25 protein-coding genes and 1 pseudogene are annotated in these 26,063 nt (G+C 61.7%); 8 read left to right on the forward strand and 18 right to left on the reverse strand.

Annotated features, from left to right (window positions below):
• Positions 1–9 precede the first annotated feature (9 nt).
• From JTJ32_RS08245 to JTJ32_RS08270, 6 genes are all read left to right on the forward strand, one after another.
• Positions 10–1,011: an ABC transporter ATP-binding protein gene (locus JTJ32_RS08245; protein ID WP_210041721.1), complete on the forward strand. Its 1,002-nt coding sequence runs from the start codon at positions 10–12 to the stop codon at positions 1,009–1,011.
• A complete protein-coding gene (locus JTJ32_RS08250; RefSeq protein ID WP_210041722.1) occupies positions 1,008–2,018 on the forward strand; it encodes an ABC transporter ATP-binding protein in 1,011 nt (336 codons plus the stop codon). The genes JTJ32_RS08245 and JTJ32_RS08250 overlap by 4 nt, the downstream gene beginning before the upstream one ends.
• The gene (locus JTJ32_RS08255; RefSeq protein WP_210041723.1) at positions 2,015–3,442 is read left to right on the forward strand and encodes a M20 family metallopeptidase; all 1,428 of its coding nucleotides are present in this window, start codon (positions 2,015–2,017) and stop codon (positions 3,440–3,442) included. The genes JTJ32_RS08250 and JTJ32_RS08255 overlap by 4 nt, the downstream gene beginning before the upstream one ends.
• Positions 3,439–4,587: a M20 family metallopeptidase gene (locus JTJ32_RS08260; protein WP_210041724.1), complete on the forward strand. Its 1,149-nt coding sequence runs from the start codon at positions 3,439–3,441 to the stop codon at positions 4,585–4,587. The genes JTJ32_RS08255 and JTJ32_RS08260 overlap by 4 nt, the downstream gene beginning before the upstream one ends.
• 220 nt (positions 4,588–4,807) lie before the next feature.
• Positions 4,808–6,331, forward strand: coding sequence for an amidase (locus tag JTJ32_RS08265; protein WP_210041725.1), 1,524 nt, complete (start codon positions 4,808–4,810; stop codon positions 6,329–6,331).
• A 114-nt stretch (positions 6,332–6,445) separates the two neighbouring features.
• Complete coding sequence (locus tag JTJ32_RS08270) at positions 6,446–7,348, forward strand: AEC family transporter (RefSeq protein WP_210041726.1); 903 nt, start codon at positions 6,446–6,448, stop codon at positions 7,346–7,348.
• A gap of 40 nt (positions 7,349–7,388) precedes the next feature.
• On the opposite strand, the gene JTJ32_RS08275 is transcribed toward JTJ32_RS08270, so the two are convergent.
• The 17 genes and pseudogenes from JTJ32_RS08275 to JTJ32_RS26730 all read right to left on the reverse strand — a co-directional run.
• A complete protein-coding gene (locus tag JTJ32_RS08275) occupies positions 7,389–9,749 on the reverse strand; it encodes a glucose/quinate/shikimate family membrane-bound PQQ-dependent dehydrogenase (RefSeq protein WP_210041727.1) in 2,361 nt (786 codons plus the stop codon).
• A 276-nt stretch (positions 9,750–10,025) separates the two neighbouring features.
• A complete protein-coding gene (locus JTJ32_RS08280; RefSeq protein WP_210041728.1) occupies positions 10,026–10,484 on the reverse strand; it encodes an REP-associated tyrosine transposase in 459 nt (152 codons plus the stop codon).
• 456 nt (positions 10,485–10,940) lie between these two features.
• Positions 10,941–11,690 carry a phosphonate metabolism protein PhnP gene (gene phnP / locus JTJ32_RS08285; protein WP_210041729.1) on the reverse strand — a complete coding sequence of 250 codons (750 nt, stop codon included), beginning with the start codon at positions 11,688–11,690 and terminating at the stop codon, positions 10,941–10,943.
• Positions 11,681–12,247 carry a phosphonate metabolism protein/1,5-bisphosphokinase (PRPP-forming) PhnN gene (gene phnN, locus JTJ32_RS08290; RefSeq protein WP_210041730.1) on the reverse strand — a complete coding sequence of 189 codons (567 nt, stop codon included), beginning with the start codon at positions 12,245–12,247 and terminating at the stop codon, positions 11,681–11,683. The genes phnP and phnN overlap by 10 nt, the downstream gene beginning before the upstream one ends.
• Positions 12,247–13,392, reverse strand: coding sequence for an alpha-D-ribose 1-methylphosphonate 5-triphosphate diphosphatase (locus tag JTJ32_RS08295; protein WP_210041731.1), 1,146 nt, complete (start codon positions 13,390–13,392; stop codon positions 12,247–12,249). Before JTJ32_RS08295 ends, phnN begins: the two co-directional genes overlap by 1 nt.
• Complete coding sequence (phnL, locus tag JTJ32_RS08300; RefSeq protein WP_210041733.1) at positions 13,386–14,102, reverse strand: phosphonate C-P lyase system protein PhnL; 717 nt, start codon at positions 14,100–14,102, stop codon at positions 13,386–13,388. The genes JTJ32_RS08295 and phnL overlap by 7 nt, the downstream gene beginning before the upstream one ends.
• 22 nt (positions 14,103–14,124) lie before the next feature.
• Positions 14,125–14,934 (reverse strand): phosphonate C-P lyase system protein PhnK, encoded by an 810-nt coding sequence (gene phnK / locus JTJ32_RS08305; protein ID WP_184323461.1) that lies wholly within the window; start codon positions 14,932–14,934, stop codon positions 14,125–14,127.
• Between the two features lie 8 nt (positions 14,935–14,942).
• Positions 14,943–15,815 carry an alpha-D-ribose 1-methylphosphonate 5-phosphate C-P-lyase PhnJ gene (locus tag JTJ32_RS08310; protein ID WP_210041735.1) on the reverse strand — a complete coding sequence of 291 codons (873 nt, stop codon included), beginning with the start codon at positions 15,813–15,815 and terminating at the stop codon, positions 14,943–14,945.
• On the reverse strand, positions 15,812–16,891 hold the full coding sequence (locus JTJ32_RS08315) for a carbon-phosphorus lyase complex subunit (RefSeq protein ID WP_210041737.1): 1,080 nt from the start codon (positions 16,889–16,891) through the stop codon (positions 15,812–15,814). Before JTJ32_RS08315 ends, JTJ32_RS08310 begins: the two co-directional genes overlap by 4 nt.
• A complete protein-coding gene (phnH, locus tag JTJ32_RS08320) occupies positions 16,891–17,487 on the reverse strand; it encodes a phosphonate C-P lyase system protein PhnH (RefSeq protein ID WP_210041739.1) in 597 nt (198 codons plus the stop codon). Before phnH ends, JTJ32_RS08315 begins: the two co-directional genes overlap by 1 nt.
• The gene (gene phnG, locus JTJ32_RS08325; protein WP_099227901.1) at positions 17,487–17,972 is read right to left on the reverse strand and encodes a phosphonate C-P lyase system protein PhnG; all 486 of its coding nucleotides are present in this window, start codon (positions 17,970–17,972) and stop codon (positions 17,487–17,489) included. The genes phnH and phnG overlap by 1 nt, the downstream gene beginning before the upstream one ends.
• A 14-nt stretch (positions 17,973–17,986) precedes the next feature.
• Entirely contained in the window at positions 17,987–18,691 is a 705-nt protein-coding gene (phnF, locus tag JTJ32_RS08330; protein WP_099227902.1) for a phosphonate metabolism transcriptional regulator PhnF, read from the reverse strand.
• Between the two features lie 37 nt (positions 18,692–18,728).
• Positions 18,729–19,517: a phosphonate ABC transporter, permease protein PhnE gene (gene phnE, locus JTJ32_RS08335; protein ID WP_210041741.1), complete on the reverse strand. Its 789-nt coding sequence runs from the start codon at positions 19,515–19,517 to the stop codon at positions 18,729–18,731.
• A 61-nt stretch (positions 19,518–19,578) separates the two neighbouring features.
• Positions 19,579–20,586, reverse strand: coding sequence for a phosphonate ABC transporter substrate-binding protein (phnD, locus tag JTJ32_RS08340; RefSeq protein WP_210041742.1), 1,008 nt, complete (start codon positions 20,584–20,586; stop codon positions 19,579–19,581).
• Positions 20,587–20,654: 68 nt separating this feature from the next.
• A complete protein-coding gene (gene phnC, locus JTJ32_RS08345; RefSeq protein ID WP_210041743.1) occupies positions 20,655–21,488 on the reverse strand; it encodes a phosphonate ABC transporter ATP-binding protein in 834 nt (277 codons plus the stop codon).
• Between the two features lie 193 nt (positions 21,489–21,681).
• The gene (locus JTJ32_RS26725) at positions 21,682–22,446 is read right to left on the reverse strand and encodes a methyl-accepting chemotaxis protein (protein ID WP_371682152.1); all 765 of its coding nucleotides are present in this window, start codon (positions 22,444–22,446) and stop codon (positions 21,682–21,684) included.
• Positions 22,447–22,536: 90 nt separating this feature from the next.
• Positions 22,537–23,574 (reverse strand): annotated as a pseudogene (locus JTJ32_RS26730) (HAMP domain-containing protein); the annotation flags it as partial.
• Here JTJ32_RS26730 and JTJ32_RS08355 point away from each other — a divergent pair.
• Positions 23,473–23,859 carry a hypothetical protein gene (locus tag JTJ32_RS08355; RefSeq protein WP_210041852.1) on the forward strand — a complete coding sequence of 129 codons (387 nt, stop codon included), beginning with the start codon at positions 23,473–23,475 and terminating at the stop codon, positions 23,857–23,859. The pseudogene JTJ32_RS26730 and the gene JTJ32_RS08355 overlap by 102 nt on opposite strands.
• The gene (locus JTJ32_RS08360; protein WP_210041747.1) at positions 23,846–24,673 is read left to right on the forward strand and encodes an HDOD domain-containing protein; all 828 of its coding nucleotides are present in this window, start codon (positions 23,846–23,848) and stop codon (positions 24,671–24,673) included. Before JTJ32_RS08355 ends, JTJ32_RS08360 begins: the two co-directional genes overlap by 14 nt.
• A 170-nt stretch (positions 24,674–24,843) precedes the next feature.
• Here the strand turns inward: JTJ32_RS08360 and JTJ32_RS08365 are convergent, their stop codons facing one another.
• Positions 24,844–25,842, reverse strand: a complete 999-nt coding sequence (locus JTJ32_RS08365; RefSeq protein ID WP_210041749.1) for an alpha/beta fold hydrolase — start codon at positions 25,840–25,842, stop codon at positions 24,844–24,846.
• Positions 25,843–26,063: the final 221 nt, after the last annotated feature.

Raw genomic sequence — 26,063 nt, forward strand, 5'->3', positions numbered from 1 at the left:
GATTCGGACATGGCGCTGTTGCATGTTGAAAACCTGCGTGTCGATATCCCCTTGGGGCAGGACACGCTGCACGCGGTACGCGGTCTGGACTTTCAGGTCGAACGCGGCGAAATGCTGTGCATCGTCGGCGAGTCGGGCTGCGGCAAATCCCTGACGTCGCTGGCGCTCATGGACCTGCTGCCACGCAAGGCCCGGCGCACCGCGACCCGGTTGAGCCTGGACGGCATCGACATGCTGGGCCAGAGCGAACGCCAGATGTGTGACCTGCGCGGCAACCGGCTGGCGATGATCTTTCAGGAACCCATGACCTCGCTCAATCCGGCCTACAGCATTGGCGATCAGCTCAGCGAAGTGCTGACCCGGCATCGCAAGGTGTCACGCAAGGATGCCCTGCTGCGGGCTGCGCAGATGCTGGAAAAGGTCGGCATCAGCAACGCCGGAGAGCGTTTGCGCCAGTATCCGCATCAACTTTCGGGCGGTCTGCGCCAACGGGTGATCATCGCCATGGCACTGATGTGCGAGCCGGACGTGATCATCGCCGACGAACCCACCACGGCGCTGGACGTAACCATTCAGGCGCAGATCCTGCGGTTGATCCGCGATATCCAGAAGGAACTGGGCCTGGCGGTGATTTTCATCACCCACGATTTGGGACTGGTGGCGCGCATCGCCGACCGGGTGGCGGTGATGTACGCCGGGCAGATCGTCGAGACCGCACCGGCCGTCGAACTGTTCGAAAACCCGCAGCATCCTTACACACGCGGCTTGCTGGCGAGCATTCCGATTCCGGGCCGCACTCGGCCGGGCCAGCCGCTGGGCTCGATTCCCGGTCTGGTGCCCAGCCTCGTTGGCGAACAGCACGGCTGTGCGTTTCGCAACCGTTGCCCGCAAGCGATTCCTGCCTGCGCCGACGACGTCCCGGCCGTCAACGGCCACGACCACATGACCCGCTGTCTGTTTGCGGAATCAGGCGAAGAGCCGGTGTTTCATAGCGAGGGCGTACGGTCATGAATCAGGCACTGAAAACCGGCGTAAAAAAAGACATCGCCCTGGAGCTGTGTGACATCCGCCGCGAGTTCACCATCAGCCGGGGCTTCTTCAAACCGACGGCCACGCTCAAGGCCGTCGATGGTGTTTCGCTGCGCCTGATGCGCGGTGAAACCCTGGGGCTGGTCGGCGAGTCCGGCTGCGGTAAGAGCACGCTGGCCAAGATGCTGCTGGGGTTGCTGGCGCCCAGCAGCGGCGACGTGCTGGTCAATGGCAAGCATCTGGCGGGAACGGATCGCAAGGAGATGGCGCGGCGCATCCAGCCTATCTTTCAGGACCCCTACTCGTCACTCAACCCGCGCAAGACCCTGCGCGAGATCGTCACACTGCCGCTGATCGTGCACGACATCGGCAGCACCGCAGAACGCCGTAAACGCACCGAAGACATGATGGAGGTGGTCGGCCTGCCAAAGCGGGTCATCGACAGTTACCCCAGCCAGCTGTCCGGCGGCCAGCGCCAGCGTGTGGCCATAGCGCGGGCGCTGGTGATGCGCCCGGACGTGCTGATCTGCGACGAACCCACCTCGGCGCTGGACGTGTCGGTCCAGGCGCAGATTCTGAATCTGTTGCAGGACCTCAAGCAGGAGTTCGGCCTGACCTATCTGCTGATCAGCCATAACCTGGCGGTCATCGAACATTTGGCCGACCGGGTGGCCGTGATGTACCTGGGCAGGATCGTCGAAGAACGCAGCCGCGAATCGCTGTTCGCCCGGCCCGGTCATCCCTACACCCAGGCGCTGCTGGACTCGGTGCTCACACCCGACCCGCATCTGGGCATTCCCGAGCTGGGTCTGCAGGGTGCGTTTCCCAATCCCGTGTCGCCGCCTTCCGGCTGTGCGTTTCATCCGCGCTGCCCAAGTTGCATGAACGTCTGTCAGAACCATTACCCCGCAGTGGACAGCATGGAAGGCGGAACCGTCCGTTGCCATCTGCGTGACACCCCGAAAACCCTGGAGCTGATTCCCTCATGACTAGCCGCTCGCACGCCATCGACAACGTCACCGAACAGTTCGACAACGGCGCATTCTTCGCTCTGCTCGGCGAGAGCGTCGCCTATCCGACGCAGAGTCAGGAACCGGAAAGCCTGTCCGAGCTGTACCGCTACCTCACCGACTTCATCACGCCGCAGGTCGAGCGGCTGGGCTTCACCGCCAGCCTTCACGACAACCCGGTAGCCGGGCGCGGCCCGCTGATGATTGCCACGCGGATCGAAGACCCATCCCTGCCCACCCTGCTCAGCTATGGGCATGGCGACGTGGTGCGCGGCTACGATGCGCAATGGCGGCCGGGCCTGTCGCCCTGGCAGGTGGTCGAGCGCGGCGAGCGCTGGTATGGCCGGGGCACGGCGGACAACAAGGGCCAGCACCTGATTAACCTGACGGCGCTTGAACAGACGCTCAAGGCGCGGGACGGCAGGCTGGGTTTCAACGTCAAGCTGCTGCTGGAAATGGGCGAGGAAGATGGCTCGCCAGGCTTGAGCCTGTTTTGTCAGCAGCACGCTCAAGATCTGGCTGCCGACATTTTCATTGCCTCCGACGGACCGCGTCTGGCGGCGGCACGACCGACACTGTTTCTCGGCTCGCGTGGTGTTTTCAACTTCGAGCTGAGCGTGCACTTGCGCGACGGCGCGCATCACTCCGGCAACTGGGGTGGATTGCTGGCCAACCCCGGCATCATTCTGGCCAACGCCATTGCCAGCCTCGTCGACGAACACGGTCGGGTCAAAGTCGCGGGGCTGATGCCGACCGCCATTCCCGACGCCGTACGCACGGCACTGGCGGATATCGAAGTCGGCGGCGGCCCGGGCGATCCGGTCATCGATGCGCACTGGGGCGAGCCGGGGCTTTCATTGAGCGAGAAAGTCTTCGGCTGGAACACACTGGACGTTCTGGCCTTCAAGACCGGCAATCCAGATGCTCCGGTCCATGCCATTCCCGGCAAGGCCCACGCGCTGTGCCACATGCGCTTCGTGGTCGACAGCGACTACACGACGTTCATTCCGGCTGTACGGGCGCATCTGGATGCACAGGGTTTTACTCAGGTGGAAGTGAAGCAGACACGCATGGACGTGATGCACGCCACGCGCCTGTCCCCGGACAGCCCCTGGGTCAGCTGGGCGCTGGAGTCGCTGAGCAGAACCACTGGCAAAAAACCTGCGCTGCTGCCCAACCTGGGCGGCTCATTGCCCAACGATGTATTCGCCGAAGTACTCGGCCTGCCGACCGTGTGGGTTCCGCATTCCTATCCGGCGTGCTCGCAACATGCGCCCGATGAGCATTTGCTGGCCCCGGTCGTGAAAGAAAGCCTGCAGATCATGGCCGGGCTATTCTGGGACCTGGGCAATGACGGCGCACGCCTGGCCCGCGAACATCAGGCACAGGAAACAGGCCAATGAATCAGGCACAACTCGACGCAACCCAATGGCTGGCCGGGCAATTCGACGCCATGGAGGCGTTGCTGCAACAACTGGTCGACACCGACTCCAACAGCTACGACAAGGCCGGTGTCGATGCCGTCGGCGACCTGCTTGCGGCCCAGTTACAGGCCGACGGGATACCCGTGGAACGCATCGCGGTCGAGGGTTTCGGCGATGTGTTGCTGGCTGAGCTGCCGGGTGGGCCGGGCAAGCCGGTCCTGTTGCTGGGGCATCGAGACACGGTATTCCCCAAGGGCACGACCGCGACCCGTGGCTATACGCGTGACGATAAGCTGGCCTACGGACCCGGCGTTGCCGACATGAAAGGCGGTCTGGTGCTGAACTGCTTTGCGCTCAAGGCACTCAAGCGCGCCGGTCCGTTGCCGTTCCCGGTGCAGATTCTGTATACAGGCGACGAAGAGATCGGCTCAGGCAGTGCACGCGAGCACATCGAACGTCATGCCAGCGCTGCCCGCGCCGTGCTCAATCCCGAGCCGGGCCGGGCCAGCGGTAATGTGGTGAGCGCCCGCAAAGGCGGCGCGACGCTGGTCATCGAAGTCAGCGGCCGTGCTGCGCACGCTGGCGTCAACCATGCCGACGGTGCCAGCGCCATTGAGGCGCTGGCACACAAGGTGATCAAGCTGCACGCGCTGACCGATTACGCGGCGGGCATCACTACTAACGTCGGGCTGATCTCGGGCGGAACCTCCAGCAATACCGTGGCACCGACCGCTACAGCCAGACTCGACGTACGCTTTATCGAACTGCGCCAGTGGGACACCATACTCACGGCCATTCGGGCCATCGTCGATGCAGAGGAACTGCCCGGCACTTCGGCCAGACTGCTGGAGGCCACGACTTTCCTGCCGATGGAGGCGCAGCACAGCACCGACCTGTTGCAGCGCTACCAAAGCGTCGCGACGGAGCTGGGTTTCAGCGTGGACGGCGAATTCACCGGTGGCTGCGCAGACTCGGGTTTCACCGCAAGCCTGGGCATCCCCACCCTGTGCGGACTGGGGCCGGTGGGCGGCAAAGTGCATACGGACCGCGAATACCTGGAACTTGACACCCTCGTGCCACGCGGCCAGGCGCTGGTGGCCACCATTGTGGCGCTGGCAGATTGAGGATGTGGACGTACCTGATTAGATGCATAACCTGTGGGAGGCGGCTTGCCGGCGACGCGATTTCCGACGCGCCATCGCAGTGAATGAACTGACGTCATCGCCGGCAAGCCGCCTCCCACTGTCCGATGTCGCTGCAGGGTTTATCTATACGCGCTGAATACGAAGCACGAAGACGATCATTACGAGCCCTGAGCCGCCCCTGATTACTTGAGGAAACCCCATGCCTGCCTCATCCGACCTGCTGAAAAAATCCGCCACCGAACTGCGTGCCCTGATCGGCAACAAGCAGCTATCGCCGGTCGAATTGTTGAACGCCAGCATCGAGCGCATCGAAGCCCTCAACCCGAAGATCAACGCCTTCGCCGCAACCTGCTTCGAGCGGGCGAGGCAGGAAGCGGTGCAGGCCGAACAGGCGGTGATGCACGGCAAGCCGCTGGGCTTGTTGCATGGTCTGCCGATTGGCATCAAGGACCTGGAAGAAACCGCAGGCGTCCTCACCACTTACGGCTCGCAATTGTTTCGCGACAATATCCCAAGCCAGGACAATCTGTTGGTAGCGCGTTTGCGCAGCGCCGGGGCGATCATGGTCGGCAAGACCAACGTCCCGGAACTGGGCGCAGGCGCAAACACGCGAAACGTGGTGTGGGGCGCGACTGGCAACCCGTTCAACCCCGAACTGAATGCAGGCGGCTCGTCCGGCGGTTCCGCCGCAGCCCTGGCGGTGGACATGGTGCCGTTGTGCAGCGGCTCGGACACCGGCGGTTCATTGCGCATCCCCGCCGCACTGTGCGGCATCGTCGGCCTGCGCCCTTCCCCTGGCCTTGTGCCGAGCGAGCGCAAAAAGCTTGGCTGGACGCCACTGTCGGTGGTGGGCCCCATGGGGCGCAACGTCGCAGACACGCTGCTGCAGCTGCGTGCCAGCGCCGGTCTGGCGCACTCCGATCCGCTGAGCTATGCGGTGACGGACAATGAATTCGCATCGCGCACCCTCGACCTGAGCCAATTGCGGGTGGGCTACAGCGAAGACTTCGGCACCTGCGCGGTAGACGAGCAGATTCGTGCAGTGTTCCGGGAAAAGATCGGGGCCCTGAAATCACTGTTCAAATCCTGCGAGCCCATTGATCTGAAGCTGAGCAGCGCCCATCGCACCTTTGACGTATTGCGCGCCGAGGCCTTCGTCGCCGGCTTGCAGGACGCCCACGACAAGGATCCCGACGCGCTCGGCCCCAACACCCGCGCCAATTTCGACATGGGCGCGGCCATGTCGCTGCAGGATTGCGTGAAGGCACATGCGGAGCAGAGTCGTCTGTTTCGCAGCTTTCAAAAGCAGTTCGAGCGTTACGACCTGATCCTGGCGCCCACCACGCCGGTGTCGCCATTTCCGTGGAGCGAGCTGTACCTGCGTGAAGTCAACGGCGTGCAATTGGACAACTATTACCGCTGGCTGGCGCTCTGCTACACCATAACCCTGACTACCAATCCGGCGCTGTCGCTGCCCTGCGGCACCGATCACAAGGGCATGCCGTTCGGCCTGCAACTGATCGGCGGCTTCCGTGGCGATGCCGCGTTGATGGCCTGCGCTCACGCACTGGAGCAGGCCACCTCGGCAGATTCACGCGTGTGTCGCCCGCGTCCCGATCTGCAGAAACTGCTGGCTTCGGCTGTCGACCTGACGCACATCGTCACCCATCCGCCGGTCTACGAAGGCTCGCAGACAGTCAGGCCGGATATCGGTGCGATGTAAGGGGCTATCTATGTAAAGAGCGAGGTGAAGGGCTAGGTGAGGCGCAGCGGAGCATAGGTAAAGTTGCGACGCTCGTTCATACTGCGCGGCCATGTTCTCAAGGAGCCAGAGCCCGTGGCCGTTCTGCAAGCCATCCTGCCCGTTTTCCTGTTGATCGTGCTCGGCTATGTGCTGGGCAAACGCAAGACCCTGACCGCCGAAAGCACCAAGGCCTTGAGCGTGCTGGCTTTCAAACTGTTCCTGCCGATGGTGCTGTTCACGGGGATGGTCAAGGCCCCGCTGCACGACGGCCTCGACCTGCGGGTGCTGGCAGCGTATTTCATTCCTGCCCTGATCGTGTTTGTGCTCATCAACCTGATCATGCACCGCTCCGGCACCCATTCGACGCCATTCGGTCTGACCGCCAGCTTTTCCAATAACATCCTGATCGGCATTCCATTGGTGGTCGGTGTGTTCGGTGACCAAGGGCTGGTGCTGCTGTTCACGGTCATCGCCGTGCACAGCCTGACCCTGTTCACCTTCCAGAGCCTGTACGACAGCATGGCCGGTGATCAGCCATTCAACTCCCGCTCGCTGTTTTCCAGTCTGGCCAACCCGCTGATCATTGGCCTGTTGTTGGGGATCGTGGTCAACCTGTCGAACCTTGCGCTGCCCGAATGGGCCGATCACCTGACCACCTGGCTCGCCCAGGCGGCGCTGCCCTGCGCCTTGATTGCGCTGGGCTCCAACCTGTCCAGCTTCAAACTGACGCCCAGCCCGCAGGCGTTGGGCATTACCGTCGGCAAGCTGTTCCTGATGCCACTGCTGGTATTGCTGGCGTGCATGCTGCTGGGTATCGAAGGTTTGTCGCGAGGCGTGCTGGTGCTGATGGCTGCAGGTCCTGCCGGGGTGAACGTGCTGGGCTTTGCCCGCAGCGTGCCACATGTGCAGAAAACCAGCTCGGCGATTTGCCTGACCACGGTGCTGTCGGCCGCGACACTGCCGTTATGGATGTGGCTGGTGAGCCTGATCGGATAAGGCCCGAGAAGCAGCCACGGCTTCTCGGGCCTGCCACAGGTTACTTGGGCAACGCGTAGGCAATCACATAATCGCCACGATCAGGCGACTGACGGGCTCCACCGGCGGTGAGCAGGATGTACTGCCTGCCGGTCTTCGGCGACACGTAGGTCATCGGACCCGACTGGCTGCCCACTGGCAGGCGGGCCTTCCATATTTCATCGCCGTTACCACTGTCGAAGGCGCGCAGGTAGAAATCCTGAGTACCCGCGAAGAACAGCAGACCCGACTGCGTGGACAACGAAGCGCCCAGGGTCGGCATACCGATCGGAATGGGCAGCCCCATACGAATGCCCATTGGTCCTGTGTCCTTGACCGTGCCGACCGGCACCTGCCAGACCAGCTTTTTGGTCTTCAGGTCAATTGCCGACATGGTGCCGAACGGCGGCGCCTGACACGGAATACCCACCGCCGACAGGAAGCGCTGACGCATGGCGCCAAACGGCGTGCCGGTCTGCGGCACAACGCCCATCTCGATGCCGCTGGCACCGGCAGCGATCTTGTCACGCGGGATCATGTAGTTGGCCAGCCCCAGGCGCATGTCGTTGACGAACATGTAACTGTTGGTCGGATCGACCGACACGCTGCCCCAGTTCATGCCGCCCAGCGAGCCTGGAAACTGCAGCGCATGGTCCATACCGGGTGGCGTGTAAACCCCTTCATGGCGCATGCCTTTGAAGGCAATACGGCACATCAACTGGTCAAACGCCGTGGCACCCCACATATCGGACTCTTTCAAGGTCTGGTTGCCAATCGACGGCATGTCCACCGAGAACGGCTGGGTCGGCGAATAACGCTCGCCCGGCACATTGCCCTGCGGCACCGGACGCTCTTCGACACGGGAAATCGGCACGCCGGTTTCGCGGTTCAACAGGAAAATCTCGCCCTGCTTGGTGACCTGTGCCAGAGCGGGCTGAGTGCCGCCCTTGCCGTCCGGGATGTCGTAAAGCAGCGGCTGAGCCGGAATATCGAAGTCCCACAGATCATGGTGAGTCATCTGGAAATGCCAGCGCACCTGACCGGTATTGACGTCAACGGCGACGACCGAGGACGACCACTTGTCATCGGCCGCGGTACGCGTGCCACCGAAGAAATCCGGTGTGGCGTTGCCGGTCGGCAGGTAGATCAGGCCCAGTTTTGCGTCGTAGGACATGGCCGACCAGACGTTCGGCGTGCCGCGCGTGTAGGTCTCGCCTGCCGGTGGACGCTTGCTGGTATTCGGGTTACCCGGATCCCAGGCCCAGACCAGTTCACCGCTGTGCACGTCAAAGGCGCGCACTACACCCGGCGGTTCGCCCGTGGAGAAGTTATCGGCGACACGGCCGCCCACCACCACGACGTTGCCAGCAACCAGAGGCGTCGAGGTTTGCTGGTAATAACCTTCCTTGACCTCACCCATGTCGGTCTTCAAGTCAACCACGCCTTGGGTGCCGAAGTCCGTGCAGGCCTCGCCGGTTCTGGCATCCAGCGCGATCAGGCGTGCATCGCCGGTCGGCAGGAAAATACGGCTGGCGCAGGCTGCAGGTTGAGCGCTCGCCTCGGCTGTGGGGGTTGCGAAGTAGCCCAGGCCACGGCAGCGCTGCCAGTTGGGCGCACTGCCCTTGGGGTCAAACTTCCAGCGCTGCTCGCCGGTGTCGGCATCCAGCGCGAAGACCTTGCCGTAGGCGGTGCAGGTGTAGACCGTATCGCCAATCTGCAACGGCGTGTTCTGATCTTCGGCCCCTGCGCCGGTGCTCTGCGGGATGTCGCCAGTGTGGAAGGTCCAGGCGACCTGCAGCTTGTCGATGTTGCCTTTGTTGATCTGATCCAGCGCCGCGAAACGATTGCCCGCCGGGGTGTTGCCCCAGTGCGCCCAGTCCTTCTGCTCACTGCCCGGAGCAACCGGCACAATGTCCGGCACGCTGCTGGCGCTGACCACATGGGTCGGCACGAACATGTAGCCGATGGTCGCCACGACGCCAATGGCCAGAATGCCTGCCAGGCCGTAAGCGCCGCGCCCGGCCTGAGCGCCGGAAGCGCGAACCAGTGACGGGTAGATCAGCGCAACCACCAGGCCGATCACGGCAAAGGTCAGCACTCTGGACACCAGCGGCCAGTAATGAAGACCGGCATCCCAGACTGCCCAGATGGCAGTCAGAATCAGCGCCACGCCATAGATCAGCGCGCCTTTGGGCTGCCGCCTCGCAATCAACACACCGCTGATCAGCATCGCCAGGCCAATGAGCAGGAAGAACCAACTCCCACCCAGTGCCACCAGATAACCACCCCCGCCTGCCAGGCCAAGCCCGATCAGCGCGATGAGCCCCCCCAATGCGAGCAGCCAGAATCTGCCGCCCGCCCCTGTGCCTTGTTTGCTAGTCATGTTTCAAACCTGTCGGATTTTTACAGCCGCGCAGAATGTACTAACTGGTTCATAATGACAAATTGTCGCAGACTGTTTCAGCTCGAAATCAGACTTTAAGCGGATAACAATGCGCCTGCAGGCTTGGAACGGTATGGCGTTGAATTTGTGGGCGATCAGCGAACGAAATGTGATGCATTTGGCCGACGCGCGCAGTTTCTGACTTGGCAGACGCTAAATATCGTTTCTTCAGTGATGGGGCAGTTTTTTTCGACACCTGTAGCAACGCAAACGACATCAAATCCAGATGGCATCCCATAGCGCATAGTTTCTGACATTTTTCACCAGCCCTGCTCTCAGAGGGTTGGCAATGATATAGCGAGCGACGTTAATCACGTCCTGCTCTCTGCGTACAGCTCGGTCGTGATAACCATCCTGCCAGAGCCGTCCTTCGCGTCCAGATGCTCTGTTGACCGATATCGCAGCTTTCGACTTTACGCTGCGCATGACCCCTGCCAGTGCATCGGTGCGCAACTCGAACAACCAGTGCATATGGTCTGGCATCACGACCCAGGCGAGTGATTGAACCAAGCCTGCTTCATCGGCTTGTCTCATTTCGCGCACTAGCAGCCGACCCAGTACGAGCTGATTGAAAACGGGATGCCTGTTCATCGTAGTAGCGGTCACCAGGTAGATCTGACCCGGTAGTGAAACCCTTCCGTTGCGCAAGGTTCGTGAACGTCCCTGCCCACCCATTCGCTTGCCCTCTCGTTAATGGGTGAGCAGGCAAAGATAGTTAAAGAAGCAGGCGATCATCTCTCGATAGTTACGCAGAATGTTGCCATAGGCCCGCCAACTCATCTCGGGCAACATCACCTACCCATTGAACGAACACAATTCCTGTGGGAGGCGGCTTGCCGGCGACGCAGCTTTTCAGGCGAAAATTCATTGACTGAACCGACGCTATCGCCGGCAAGCCGCCTCCCACGATAAAAGTCGTTTCTTCAATTTACGCAGGGCTTTGCCACAGGCCCGGGTAACATCACCAACCCATTGAACGAACACAATCCCTGTGGGAGGCGGCTTGCCGGCGATGCAGCTTTTCAGGCGAAAATTCAGTGACTGAACCCACGCTATCGCTGGCAAGTCGCCTCCCACAGCCCGCTGCTCACAGCAAGATTGCGCCAAGTCCGTAGATAAACCACAAACGAGTCAAACCACCATCCCGTCACGAGCGATCACAATGTTGTCCAGCAATGAACGATGCTGCTCCGACAACCAGGCATCCAGGGTGTGGCCGATGTGGGTCAGTACGGCTTTGGCCGGGTTCAGCCGTTCGATGATGTGCAGCGCCAGGGTCAGGTCGTTGTGGTTGCGCGGGGGCTGGGGTTGGGGCGGCATGGAGCAGTCGAGGATCAGGGCGTCCAGCGGCAGGCGTTGCAGGTACTCGTGAGTCGCTTCGGGCAGACCCACCGTGTCGGTAAGGTAGGCAATCCGTCGTCCGCCACCTTCAAGCAGGTAACCCAATGTCGGCCGGGAATGCTGCAGCGGCACTGCGGTGACACGCAAAGCGCCCAGAGAACGGCATTCGAAAGCGGCAAACGGCTGGCTGAAATCCAGGATGCCAGGATGTTTGTACAGATCCGCCAATCCTTCCGGGTCCATCGGACCGTGCACCGGAATCACCAGCCCCTGCCCCCAGCGCAGGTGCAATAAGCCCTGAGCGTGATCGGCATGGTAGTGGGTCTGCAGGATGCCGCTGAGGCTGCGCGGCGGGAAACGCTCGGTGAGGTCGGTCAAACCGCTGTCGATCAGCCAGCGCTGGTCGTCGAATTCAATCAGCGCGCTGCACGGCAGACGACACAATGTGCTGTCGCTCAGTGCCGCCAGACAGGCCGGACACTGACAGCCGTAAACCGGTACTTGCCGCGCATCGCCGGTCCCCAGCAGGGTCAGGCGCACGCCGGGTGTTTCTCCAGGTAGCGAACCAGCGCAGCAACCGTCTGCTGCAGATCGCCGGAATTGTCCAGCGGATAGACACCAGGGTGGCTGGCCAGCAGATCACCGGCAAATTGCTGGTTACGGTCCAGCCGTGCCTCGATCTCCGGCAGGCTTTCCCGGCCTCTCGCCAGCAGACGCTGACGCAGCACGTCCTGATCCACCGTCAGCAGCACCGCCAGCAGATTGGGGTAGCGGCGTTGCGAGCGCTCAAGGTGCGCCCTCGAACCGTTGATCAACACGTCATGGCCTTCCAGCAGCCACTGATCGATGACAATCGGGATGCCGTAATGCAAGCCGTTGGCCTGCCAGTTCAGCGCGAACGCGCCGTGCTCGCGCATGTGCTCGAACTGCTCGACGTCCACGGCCTGTGCCGCTTCGCCCACGGCCTCGGCGGAACGGGTGATGACCCGACGTACCACCCGGCAGTTGCGTTCTGCCAGGGTGTCGCGAGCTGCGTCCATCAGACTGTCCTTGCCTGAACCGGACGGCCCGATGAGATAGATCAACCTGCCTGCCATCAGAATACCCTCTTGCCTTGTCGCCAGACCTTGTCGATTACCGGCAGATTGCCGTGACTGCGCGCCTGAATCAGGTCGGCACGCAGACCTATACGAATTTCACCGCGATCCGCCAGCCCGGCCGCCAGTGCCGGTGTGCGGCTGACCATGTTCACGGCTTGCGGCAACCCGCAGTCGTTGTCCTGTCCGGCCAGCATGAACGCCGACTGCAGAAGACTCGCCGGATAGTAGTCGCTGGAGAGAATATCCAGTAGCCCTTCTTTGGCCAGCGACGCGGCCGCCACGTTACCGGAGTGCGAGCCGCCGCGCACGATGTTCGGCGCACCCATCAGCACACTCATGCCCAGGCGCCGACAGCCACGGGCCGCTTCCAGCGTGGTCGGGAACTCGGCGATGTTCATGCCGAAGCCCGCCGATTCCTCGACGTGCGCCATGGTAGCGTCATCGTGACTGGCGATGGACAACCCGCGCGCCAGACACAGTTCGACAATCGCACGGCGATATCGATCAGCGTACTCAATGGAATTGGCCACTTGTTCGACGATGAAGCCGTCCATCTCCTGACTGCTCATATGGTATTTGCCCATGTAGTACTCGCGGTACTTGGACTCCAGCGCGAACTGACGCTGGCCGGGCGCGTGGTCCATGACCGACACCAGTTTAACCAGCGGCTGATCCACCAGATCGCGAAACACGCTCAGGGTGTCCGGGTGACTCACTTCGCAGCGCAAATGCAGCAGATGCTCGGCGCGGGTCAGGCCTGCATCGCTGGCCGCCGCAATGGCGGCAAGCATCGAAGGCAGTTGCTGCATGCGCTTGCCCTTGGGATTGATGTCGCCAATCGACAGCGCATCGAACACCGTGGTGATGCCTGCCGCGACAATCTGCGCATCGTGGCTGATCAACGCCGACGTTGAAGGCCAGTCCACACCGGGACGCGGCGACAGGTGCTTTTCCAGGTTGTCGGTGTGCAGTTCGATCAGCCCCGGCAGCAGGTAGTCACCCTGCAGGTCCTGCGCCTGACTCAATGGGCTGCGGCCCGAATCGACCTCGGCGATCAGGCCGTCGCGCACGACCACCGTTCCGGAGAACAACGCATCACCGGTGACCACCCGGGCGTTGGTGAAAATCTGTTCGTTCAACATTGCAGCAACTCCTTGGCAGTCAGGTCCACCGGGGTCATGTCCAGTTGACGGCTGGCCACCGATTCGCGGGCGTCGCGGTCATGGAAAATGCCGATCAGCGCGGCGCCTTCGCGCTTGGCTTCGTCGATCAGTTCCAGCACCACCTGACGATTGGCTTCATCCAGCGAAGCTGTCGGCTCGTCCAGTAACAGCACTGGCCAGGGCACCATGAACGCGCGGGCGATGTTGATGCGTTGCTGTTCGCCACCGGAAAACGTACTGGGTGCCAGCGGCCACAGACGCGGCGCGATGTTCAGACGGGTCAGCAGCAACTCGGCTCGCGCCCTCGCCTGTTCGCGCGGCCAGCCGCGTGCCAGGGCGGGTTCCATGACCACGTCAAGGCTCGACACGCGCGGGATGACGCGCAGAAACTGGCTCACATAGCCCAGCGTCCTGCGCCGCACTTCCAGCACCTGACGCGGGGTGGCACCGACCAGTTCGGTCCACTCACCGTCGTGCTGCACGCGAATGCTGCCTGCGGCGGGCAGGTAATTTCCGTACAAGGTGCGCAACAAGGTGCTCTTGCCCGTGCCGGACGCCCCGCCCAACACCAGACACTCGCCGCTGCGCACCGAGAAGTTCAGGCCGCAGAGTACACTCAGCACCACGCCGTTGTGTTGATGCAGCGTGAAGGTTTTCGAGAGGTCACGGACCTCGATCAAGGTAGTCATCAGGCTTATCTCTGTGTGCGGATCATGGCTGCAATACCGAGGAAACCAGCAGCTGTGAATACGGATGCTGCGGGTCATCGAGGATCTGATCGGTGAGCCCCGCCTCGACCACGTGCGAACGGCGCATCACCATCAGCCGGTCTGCCAGCAATCGGGCCACGGCCAGATCGTGGGTGACGATCACCACCGCCAGGTCCAGTTCGCGCACCAGACCGCGCAGCAGGTCCAGCAGGCGCGCTTGCACCGACACATCCAGCCCGCCCGTGGGTTCGTCCATGAACACCAGCCGGGGACCAGACACCAGATTGCGGGCAATCTGCAGACGCTGCTGCATGCCGCCGGAAAAGGTGCGCGGCAGATCGTCGATACGCAGCGGATCGATTTCCACCTGACTCAGCCAGTCCAGCGCAGCACCGCGCAACTGCTGGTAGTTGCGCACGCCCTGGGCCATCAGACGCTCGCCGATGTTGGCCCCCGCCGAGACGCCCATGCGCAGGCCGTCACGCGGGTTCTGCTCGACAAAGCCCCATTCGGTGCGCAGCAAGGTGCGCCGTTGCGCCTCGCTGGCGCTGTACAGATCGAGCCATGTGCCGTCCTGGCTGCGATAGTCGATGCCGCCACTCTCCGGGGCGGAGCGGCCGCTGAGCACCGACAGCAACGTAGACTTGCCCGAGCCGGACTCGCCGACGATGCCTAATACCTCACCGGGATACAGGTCGAAACTGACGTTCTGACAGCCCTTTTCCGGCCCGTACAGCCGGGTCAGACCGCGGACCCTGAGCAGTGCTTCGTCCAACTCGGGTCGTGGCGCGTTGGTCGGGTTGACCGACATGGCACTGATCATCGGGCGTTCTCCTGCTGACTGGCCTGCTGGGCGCAATAATCGGTGTCGGAGCAGACGAAGCGCTGGGTGCCCGCGTCGTCGAGAATCAGCTCGTCGAGAAAGGAATCATGGCTGCCGCAGATCGCGCAGCAATGCTCCCAACGCTGCACTTCGAACGGATGATCCTCGAAGTCCAGACTCACCACGCGGGTGAACGGCGGTACTGCGTACAGGCGCTTCTCGCGACCGGCACCGAACAGCATCAGCGCCGGGCTCATGTTCAGCTTGGGGTTGTCGAATTTGGGAATCGGCGACGGGTCCATCACATAGCGCTCATCGACCATCACCGGATAGGCATAGCTGGTAGCGATGTGGCCGAAGGTGGCGATGTCTTCGTAGAGCTTGACGTGCATGACCCCGTAATCGTCCAGCGCATGCATGGTCCGGGTCTCGGTTTCGGACGGTTCGATGAAGCGCAGCGGCTCGGGAATCGGTACTTGATAGACCATGATCTGGTCGGCGTGCAGCTGGGTTTCAGGGATGCGGTGCCGGGTCTGGATCACCGTCGCGTCGGGCGTGCGCTCGGTGGTAGCAACGCCTGCGGTACGGGCGAAGAAGCGCCGTATCGAGACCGCGTTGGTGGTGTCGTCCGCCCCCTGATCGATGACCTTGAGCACGTCTTCGGCGCCCAGAATCGCGGCAGTCAGCTGCATGCCACCAGTACCCCAGCCATAAGGCAACGGCATTTCGCGGCCGCCAAACGGCACCTGATAACCGGGAATGGCGACGGCCTTGAGCAGGCCGCGGCGGATCATGCGCTTGGTCTGTTCGTCCAGATAAGCGAAGTTGTACGCGGTGTCCCGCTCGACGGGCGGGTTGAGGGTGCTCATTGCTCGTTCTCCCCGGGCGCGGTGGGTTTGCGCAGTTTGCGGATCAGTTCCAGCTCGGACTGGAAGTCCACGTAATGCGGCAGCTTCAAGTGCGAAACGAAACCGGCCGCCTCGACATTGTCGCAGTGGGCCAGCACGAACTCTTCCTGCTGGGCCGGCGAGCGGATTTCCTCGTTGTACTCGTGGGCACGCAACGAGCGATCCACCAGCGCCATGCCCATCGCCTTGCGCTCGGCATTGCCGAAGGCCAGACCGTAACCGCGTGTGAACTGCGCAGGCACAGTGGCCGAACCGACGAACTGGTTGATCATTTCGCACTCGGTGATTTCAATGTCACCAATGAGGATGGGAAAGCCCAGCTCCTCGGGCTCGATCCAGACTTCCACTTCGCCGATCCGAATTTCACCTGCGAACGGATGGTTGCGGCCGTAGCCCCGCTGGGTCGAGTACCCCAGCGCCAGCAGAAAACCCTCGTCGCCCCGGGCCAGAGCCTGCAGCCGTTCGGCGCGGCTGGAGGGATATTCCAGCGGCTCGCGGGTGATGTCGGCGATCGGCTCGTCGTTGTCGACTTCAGGGTTCATCAGGCCTTCTTTCGCCAACAGACCCAGTACCCGAGGGCACGGCTGCAGGGCGGCGTCAGGCGTTACGCTCGGCCCCGGATGCTCCCCTTCGGCCAGCAGCGTGAAGTCCAGCAGACGATGGGTGTAATCAAAGGTCGGCCCCAGCAATTGCCCGCCCGGTACGTCCTTGAACGTAGCGGACAAGCGGCGATTGAGCTGCATGTTCGAAGTATCGATGGGCAGACTGGCGCAGAAACGTGTGAGTGTCGTGCGATAGGCGCGCAGCAGGAAGATCGCTTCGACCAGGTCCCCCGCCGATTGCTTGATCGCCAGCGCGGCCAGTTGTTCGTCGTACAGCGAGCCTTCGGTCATGACTCGGGCCACGGCCAGGGGCAATTGCTGGCGGATCTGCTCGACGTCCAGCTCGGCAACGGCGGTATCACCACGACGCCTGTTTGCGAGCAGGCGGTGGGCGTTATCGATGGCCTGTTCGCCACCCTTGACGGCGACATACATCAGGCACACTCCTGCACGCGGGTGCTGCGTGGCAGGCCGAGCATCCGGCTGCCCGACAGGAAGAATACGTCGAGCCCGCGCGGGAAGTCGTTGCGCGCCGACCGTTCGGTCCAGAATGCCTTTTCCAGCGGCAAGGCCACACGATTGCAGTGCTCGATGCCGGGGCCACTCCAGTCCAGCGGGGTTCCGCCCTCAAGGGCCGGCAACTGGATCAGCAGCGTGCAGGACTGATCCGGATAGCGATCGTTGCCCAGATCGAACCCGGCCAGGTCCTGTGCGACCGTGGCATCGAGCAGAGCGAAGCGGGCGTTCTGCCGCTCGCTGACAATCGGGCAGCCGCAGTGGAATGACAGGTTGGCGCGAATCGCCGGCGTGTCGAAGGCCGGCGCCAGCCAGACCGGCGTGTCAAGGTCCAGAAGCGCCAGGCACAGCGCGTGGCTGGCGCTGTCGAGTCCCGACAGCGCGGGTGGCTGATGCGCAGCGTTCAAGGTCTGGGCAATGCCGGGGCCGGCGAGCGCCTTGAGGGCGGCGCGAAAGCTGCGCTGAGCGTCGAGTACCGGGTCGGTGAAGGCAGGTTGCAACAGGACGGCGTTCATCAGTCTTCTCCTCGGACCAGAGTAAAGAATTCCACTTTGGTCGCGGCGGTTTCTGCGTCTTTGTCGGCCTTGCGCCGGGCGTGTGCCTGGGCAAGGGGTTCGATCAGTTCAGCCAGCCACGATGCCTGCTGAGGGCCTTGCAAATGGGCGTCGGCCAGCGCGGCAAGTTCAGCGTGGTGCTTGTCGCGTCCGGCCAGGTAGCTGTAGCCGGTGCGCCCGTCCGCCAGACGGATCACACAACGGGTCACACTCATTTCGCCCAGATTGAACGCTGCACCGGTGCCGCCCATGCGCCCGCGCACCAGCGTCATGCCGATTTCCGGCGCACGGATCATCTGGTAGTCAATGTCGCGCAAGGCTGCTTCGTGGCGCTTCATGTGCTCGCGACTGTGTTCATCGACGTGCGCCCGGGCGAGCACGCCCATCCAGTGCTGGCGGGCAGCTGTTTCAGGATCGGGTTGAGGGGATTGCTGAGACGATTGCATGGATAACCTCGGCATCAGGTGGTCACTTGATAGTGGAAGCGGTCACTGCGGCTGGTGGAACGGGACAGTTCCACCGGCCGACCGGACCGGTCGCAGGAGACGGTCAAGACCGTCAGCGCGGGCATATGGCGTGGCATCAACAACTGCGCCGCTTCTTCGCGGGTCGGCAGCCGGGCGCCGATCAGGCTCTGTTTGCGGGTCAACGGCAGTTCGCGCTCGGCCAGGTGCTGACGCAGCGAACCGCCCGGGTAATCAGCCAGCAACTCGCGGTAGTCGGCGCTGAATCGATGCAGAATCAGGCTCACGGGCTGGCCATCGAGTTTGCGCAGCGTACGCAGTTCGATCATCGGGGCCTGCGCGCTCAGCCCCAGGTGCATGGCGTCCTCGGCGTTGGCCTGACAGTCGCGGCACAGCAGCAGGATCGCCTCGACCCCGATGCCTTGCGCCGACAGTGACTGGCTGTACGCGCTGTCGGCCTGCATCGGGTAGATCAACGGACGTTCCAGCACCTGAGTGCCCTTGCCCTGACGGCGCAGCACGCAGCCTTCGCGCACCAGTTCATCGACAGCGCGGCGAACGGTGTGGCGATTGACGCTGAAACGCTCGGCCAGTTGAAACTCAGCAGGCAAGTAGTCCCCGGGCCGGTAAGTGCCCAGCTCGGCGCGCAGCGTGTCGGCCAGTTCGCGGTACAACGGCTCTGTTTGTCTAGACAACTGCATGGTTAAAAAAAGTGCCCATCGGGACACCCCTCTCCGGTCAGATGAATTGCTTGCGCAAGCGTTGCGACGCAATGTCGATCACGCTGACGACGACGATAATCACCAGCAACACGGCGCTGGTCTGGACGAACGCAAAGGCGCGGATGTTTTCCCAGAGGATCACCCCGATTCCCCCTGCACCGACCATGCCGACCACCGTTGCCGAGCGTACGTTGGACTCGAAACGGTATAGAGCGTAGGAGATCCACAGCGGCATGACCTGCGGGATCACCCCGTAGATGACTTCCTGCAATGCGCTGGCGCCAGTGGCACGCACCCCCTCGACAGGGCCCGGATCAATCGCTTCCACGGCCTCGGCGAACAGTTTGGCCAGCACTCCCGTGGTGCTGATCCACAACGCCAGTACGCCCGCGAAGGGTCCAAGGCCCACGGCGACCACGAACAGCATCGCGAACACCATTTCATTGATGGAACGAAAGGCGTCCATGCAACGGCGCAGCGGCAGGTGAATCCACCACGGCGTAATGTTTTCGGAACACAGAATGCCCAGCGGAACGGAACAGACGATCGCCAGCACCGTGCCCCACACCGCAATCTGGATCGTGACCAGCATTTCCTTGAGGTAACTGCGCCATTCGCGGAAATCCGGTGGGAAGAAGTCGGAGGCGAATGTCGCCATGTTTCCCGAATCGCGTACCAGCGACATCGGGTTCATTTCAGCCCCTTGCCAGGCCCAGGCCAGTGCGACCAGAAACAGCCCCCAGCCCAGGTAGCGAGGCCAGATGCGTTTTCCCGCGACCTGGGCGTATGCAACGTGAGTATTCATAGCAATCAATGTCCTGATAGCGACCGTCGGGGCACGAACGGAAGGTTCGCGCCCCGCTTGTTCAGCCTGCGGTGCGGGTTGCCGTTTGCTGGTTCAGCTCGGTAATACGCTCCTGCAGTTTGCTCAGGCCGGCGTCGATTTCTTTCAGCCGCGTTTCCTTTTCCTTGGCATCGAGCGTGGTGCTGGCCGCGACTTCGGTGCGTTGTTTGAACAGTTCCAGCTGGCGGATCGGCAGCAACTGGTCGTCACTGGATTTCAGGAATTTGCCCAACTGCATGTTCTTGAGGACGGTTTTTTCTTCATCGGTATCGCCGTAGCTGGCGAAGAACTCGCGAATCTTCGCTTTGTTTTCGTCCGACAGGGCCTTGCTCCAGACCATCGGGTCGGCCGGGATCAGCGGCGATTTCCAGATCACTTTCAGCTGCTCGACCTTGTCCGGTTGCGTGACTGCCAGACGGTCCCAGCTCTCGGTGTTGAACGTCGCCACGTCCAGTTGGCCCTTGGCAACGCTGAGCGCGTTGACTTCGTGGCTGGAGTTCAGCGTGCGCTTGAATGCGGTGGAGGCATCGACATGATTCTTGGCGAATACGTAATACCCCGGCACCAGATAGCCGGAGGTGGAGTTCGGGTCGCCGTTGCCGAAGGTCAGGGTCTTGGCGTTCTTGAGCATGTCTTCAACGGAATTGATCGGGCTGTCCTTGCGCACGATCAGCAGGCTCCAGTAACCGGCTGCACCATTGGCTGCGGAGGTCTGAGCGAATATTTCGCCATTGGAACGGTCGACCGCTTCCATGGCTGCCTTGTTGCCCAGCCAGGCCACGTCCACCTTGTTGAAACGCATGCCCTGAATCAAACCCGCGTAGTCCGAAGCGAAGGTCGCGTTGACCTTGAGCCCGGTTTTTTTGCTCATGTCATCCAGAAACGGCTGCCAGATGGTTTTGAGGTTCTGTGACGATTCCGTGGACATAATGCCGAAATTGATGACCCTCTCTTCCGCCTGGGCAGTGCCCATTGCGCAAGTGGCCAGCAGAGCGGCAGACGCGAGGACGCGACCGATACGGTTGAACATGAAAGCACTCCTGAAGTGAGGTTCGTGCAACAGCGGTTGATGTCAGGGGGACTGACGGCAAAAGTGACTCAGACTTTGGCCAGCGCCAGACGCGCAGGCTTTTCGAGGCGAAGCTTTTTCCCGGTACTGATCAGGCTGCTGCCCTGTTCGGCGCCGTAGAGGTCATCGAGAAAGGTGGCGCTGAGGCCTTGCGCCTGGCCGTCGTAATGGATGCGTCCGCCTTTGAGCGCTACAGCTCTCGGGCAGTAGCGCATTGCATAGTCGACCTGATGCAGGGTAACGACGACGGTTTTGCCGTCGCGGCGGTTGATGTCGGCAAGGATTTCCATGACCCGGCGAGCGGATTCGGGGTCGAGCGAGGCGATGGGTTCGTCAGCCAGAATGACTTCGGCGCGCTGGGTCAGTGCACGGGCGATGGCCACGCGCTGCTGCTGACCACCCGACAGGGTCGAAGCGCGCTGAGCGGCAAGGTCGGCCAGCCCGACGCGCTCCAGCGACGCCATGGCGAACTGCTTTTCCTCGGCGTTGAACAGCGCCAGGTTGCCACGCCAGCGAGGCATGCGGCCAAGGCAGCCGAGCAGCACGTTGTCGAGCACGCTGAGGCGATTGACCAGATTGAATTGCTGAAAGATGTAACCGATGTCGGCACGCAGACGGCGTACATGGCGGTTGAGACGACCTGAAGCCTGCACCTCGCGATCCAGCACCTTGACCCGGCCACCGTTTTCCCGATCACAGCACGCCAGCCCGGCCAGATGCCGCAACAAGGTGGACTTGCCCGACCCGGAGGCTCCGATCAGCGCAACCATCTCGCCGTGTTGTATAGACAACTCAAGGCCAACCAAAGCGCTTTTACGGGAAAAACTCTTGTTCAACCCTTCGACATGGATAGCTGGAGTCATGGTCTGTCTCGGTCTGCCCTACGACCCGGTGCAGGTCGTATTCGGTTGTCAGCCAGACTGAACCGGACGTGTTGCAGAGGCGTGAAGCGGGGATGACGAACCCGTAACAGTTTTTCGCAGGTTGCGTTGCAGGCGCGTCAGGCCCGATGCCGGGGCACATTCCCACAAGAGCGTGGGAATGCCCCAGCCGCTATCAGATACGGAAACTGCCCACCAGTTGCTGCAGGCGCGCGGCCTGTTCTTCCAGCGAGTTGCAGGCTTCCAGGGTCTGGCGCAGGTTGTCGACACCGAGCTGGTTAAGCGTGTTGATGTGGGTGATATCGACGTTGATCGACTCCACCACCGAGGTCTGCTCTTCTGTCGCGGCGGCCACCGACTGGTTCATGCCGTTGATCTCGTCGATGCGGCGGGTGACGCTGCCCAGACGTTCACCGGCGCGGTTGGCGATGCCCACGCTGTCTTCGCTCTGACGCTGGCTTTCGGTCATGTTGATCACTGCATCACGGGCACCGACCTGCAGCTCTTCGATCATCTTCTGGACCTGTTGCGCCGAGTCCTGGGTCCGGTGAGCCAGGTTGCGCACTTCATCGGCGACCACCGCGAAACCACGCCCTGCTTCACCGGCACGTGCCGCTTCAATGGCCGCGTTGAGTGCCAGCAGGTTGGTCTGCTGGGAAATGCTGGTGATCACTTCAAGAATCTGCCCGATATTGGCGGTCTTGTCGTTCAGGCTTTCGATGTTCACGCACGACTCGCTGATCTTGCCGGACAACTCGTTCATCGCCTTGATGGTCTGCTGCACGACCGCCTGACCGTCACCGGCCAGCCCACTTGCATCGCTTGAATGCTGCGACGTGCGCGCTGCGTTCTGCGCGATTTCCTGAGCAGCAGCGCCCAGTTCGTTGATCGCCGCCGCCACGCTCTCGGTGCGGTTTGCCTGCTGGTCGGAGTTACTCATCGAGGCGTTGGAGACCTTCACCACCTGCGTCGCGACCGCCCCCAGTTGAGCGGCCGTGGAGGCAACTTCACGAATCGACGCGTGGATGCGCTCGACGAAGTGGTTGAACGATTGCGCCAGCGCGCCGAACTCGTCCTGCGAGGTGATCGCCAGACGTTTGGTCAGGTCACCCTCACCGTCCGCGATATCACGCATCGCGCGGCCCATCTGGTGCAGTGGCTGCATCAGTACACGGATCAGCAGGCCCAGCAGCAGTATGATCACTACCACCACCACGACCATCGCCGTGATGGCCGAAGCGCGGAATTCGCTGAGCATCGAATAGGCGGCGTCCTGCTCCAGCACCAGTGCCACATACCAGTTGGCCGTGGAAACGCCCTGCACCGGGGTGAACGAGATGATCTCCGGCTTGTTGCCGGAATCGATCTCCGTGACGCCCGCAGCGATCTTCGGCGTATTGCTCGGGTACGCTTCGCTGATGTTTTTCAACACCAGTTTGCTGTCCGGGTGCACCAGAATCTTGCCTTCGGCGCTGACCAGAAAGGCGTAGCCATGGCCGTTGAAGTTCAACGAGTTGATGATCTTGCTGACGCTGTCCAGCGAGATGTCGGCACCGGCCACGCCGGCCAACTGGTTCTGGATCTTGACCGGGGTCGCGATGGTCATGACCAGCTTGCCGGACGACGCGGCAATGTAGGGTTCGGTAACGATGGTGCCTGTTGCATTCTGAGCCGCCTTGTACCAGCCACGGGCGCGCGGATCGTAGTCGGCCGGCCGGGTCGCAGACGGGTTGGAGAGCATCACGCCTTCGGTGGTGCCGAAGTAACCCAGTTGAAAGTTATCGCTGTAAACCGAAAGCCCCACGGCACGCTGCAACTGCGGCAGTTCCTTGCCGTCGATGGCGATCTGCTGGGACATGGACTGCAGCAACTGAATGCGGCTTTCCAGCCAGGTCTGAATATTCTGTGTAGTCAACGTGCCGAGTTGTTGCAGCTCCGACTGAACACTGGACTTCAGGGACTGACGTTGTCGATAGTCATTGACGACAATGAACAAACTGAACGCGACAATCACAATCAAAGCGGCGGCCAAGAGGATTTTCTTGCTGAAACCCAGGCTTTTCATCATAGCGAGCACTTCCACGGCATAAACAATAAGGACGATCCAGTGATCGCCAGACAATCTTCAGAAACGGTGCCGCTTTTCGAAGGGGTTTCTGGAACTCGAATCGAAACAGTCAAACAGCCCCTTGGTGGTATATCGGCCAGCCTTGACGAGTCTTTTATTTTTATTTTCGAACCGGGTGAGAAACCCTTCCCACAAATGACGGCAAAACGTGCAGAGCGGAAAAAACTGGCTATGGTCAAATCATCCCGTATTCCAGAGGATGGTCCCCGCCATGATGAGTATTGAAAAGCTGTTTGACGATTTGCACAGTCTGCCGAGCATTCCCAAAGTGGCTCAGGACCTGATGCTGCAGTTCGACAACCCCTCCTCCAACCTGGAAAGCATCGCGCGCAATATCGAGAAAGACCCGGTGATTGCCGCCAAGGTCCTGCGTCTGGCCAACTCGGCGCGTTTCCGGGGTTCCCGTGAGTCATCCAGTATCGAAGACGCCGCCATGCGCCTGGGCTTCAACACGCTGCGCACGCTGGTGATGGCATCGGCAGTGACCGGCGCGTTCAAGGCGGGGCCGAGCTTTGACCTCAAGGCGTTCTGGCTGAAGAGTTTCCAGGTGGCCGGAATCTGCCGGATGCTGGCCAGGCAAAGCGGTGCGGATGCAGAGATCGCCTTCACCTGCGGCGTGATGCACAACATCGGCGAGCTGTTGATCCAGACCGGCGCGCCAGAGGTAGCCGAACGCCTGAACAGCGCGACCAAGGCCGGAACAGCCGGACGCGCAGCCAATGAAACCGTGCAGCTGGGTTTCGGCTACCCGGAAGTGGGCACCGAACTGGCGCGGCGCTGGCAACTGCCCAAAGTGATCCAGGAAGCAATCGCGTATCAGGCCAAGCCGATGCAAGCTCCCAATGACGCGCCCTTGCCGCGCATCGTCGCTCAGGCCATCGTGATATCCGATGCACTGGAAGCCCACGGCGGCGCTACGCCTGAAGCGCAGAAAGCGTCCGACGGCCCCATCATGGAGGGCATCGACCTGGATGCTCTGTTCGCCGGATTGCCTGCGGTGCTGGAGGCGGACAAGGCGTTTGCACAGCTGTTGAGTTGATCGCCAGTGATCCCTGCACCAAGCGCTTGGCAGACCCTGAAGCAATCAAGGGATCGTGGGAGGCTGCTTGCCGGCGATGCGTTGCTGATGCAACACATCAGCAACTGAACTGACGCCATCGCCGGCAAGCCGCCTCTCACAGGTAGGTATCCATCAGGCACGCTTCGGGCTTATTCAAGCGCCTCGACCAGCGCCTTGTTGAACGCAGCCGGTTCTTCCATCTGTGGCGCATGGCCCATACCCTTGAACGCCACCAGCCTGGCACCCGGAATCATCTCAGTGACCTGCTTGCCCAACACCTTGTACTGACCGATTTTGGCCTTCACGTCCGGCGGCGCGATGTCGCTGCCAATGGCAGTGGTGTCAGCGTCACCGATCATCAGCACAGTCGGCACCTGCAATTTCGGGAATTCGTAGAACACCGGCTGGGTAAAAATCATGTCGTAGATCAGCGCCGAGTTCCAGGCAACGGCTTTCTGACCGGGCCCTTTGTTCAGCCCTGCCAACATATCCACCCACTTGTCGTACTCAGGCTTCCAGCGCCCGTCGTAATAGGTCTTCTGCTCGTAGGCACGAATGCCTTCAGCGGTGGTCTTCAGTTCCCGCTCATACCACTGATCCACGGTGCGGTACGGCACGCCGAGCGCTTTCCAGTCTTCCAGGCCAATCGGGTTGACCATCACCAGTTTCTCGGTCTGCTTCGGGTACATCAATGCATAACGCGTGGCCAGCATGCCACCGGTTGAGTGGCCAACGACCGATACCTTGTCGATGCCGAGCTTTTCCAGCAGCGCATGAGTATTCACCGACAGTTGCTGGAAGCTGTACTGGTAATAGCCAGGCTTGGTCGAGGTGCAGAAACCGATCTGGTCGGGGGCAATCACCCGATAGCCTGCGGCGCTCAAGCCCTTGATGGTGTCTTCCCAAGTGGCAGCACAGAAATTCTTGCCATGCATCAGCACGGCGGTTCGGCCATTGGCCTTGCCGGTGGGAGCGACGTCCATGTAACCCATCTCCAACGCCTGGCCCTGGGACTGGAAGTCGAATTTCTTGAGTGGGTGGGGATAGGTGAAGCCTTCCAGTTGCTGACCATAACTGGGCGTTTCAGCCAGCGCCACGCAGGGCAGCGTCATTGACATCAACAGACCGGCAATCTTTGCAGCCCGCATAGGGGCACCTCCTGTGGGTATGGGTAGGGAATGCCGGAACGCACAGGTACAGGCGTTCCGGCCCCGGAAGTAGACCCCAGATCCCACAACAGATTCGCCCTTTTCCTACCTACAGAAACGTAAGAAGACGTTTCCGGGCTGCGAGGCAAAATGCTGGACGTCCCCTGCGGCGCGTCCCTAGACTGGCGCATCCTCTTGCAGGCGCCATCCGGATGAACCAG

It is taken from the genome of Pseudomonas alliivorans (assembly GCF_017826695.1).
Classification (GTDB): Bacteria; Pseudomonadota; Gammaproteobacteria; order Pseudomonadales; family Pseudomonadaceae; genus Aquipseudomonas; species Aquipseudomonas alliivorans.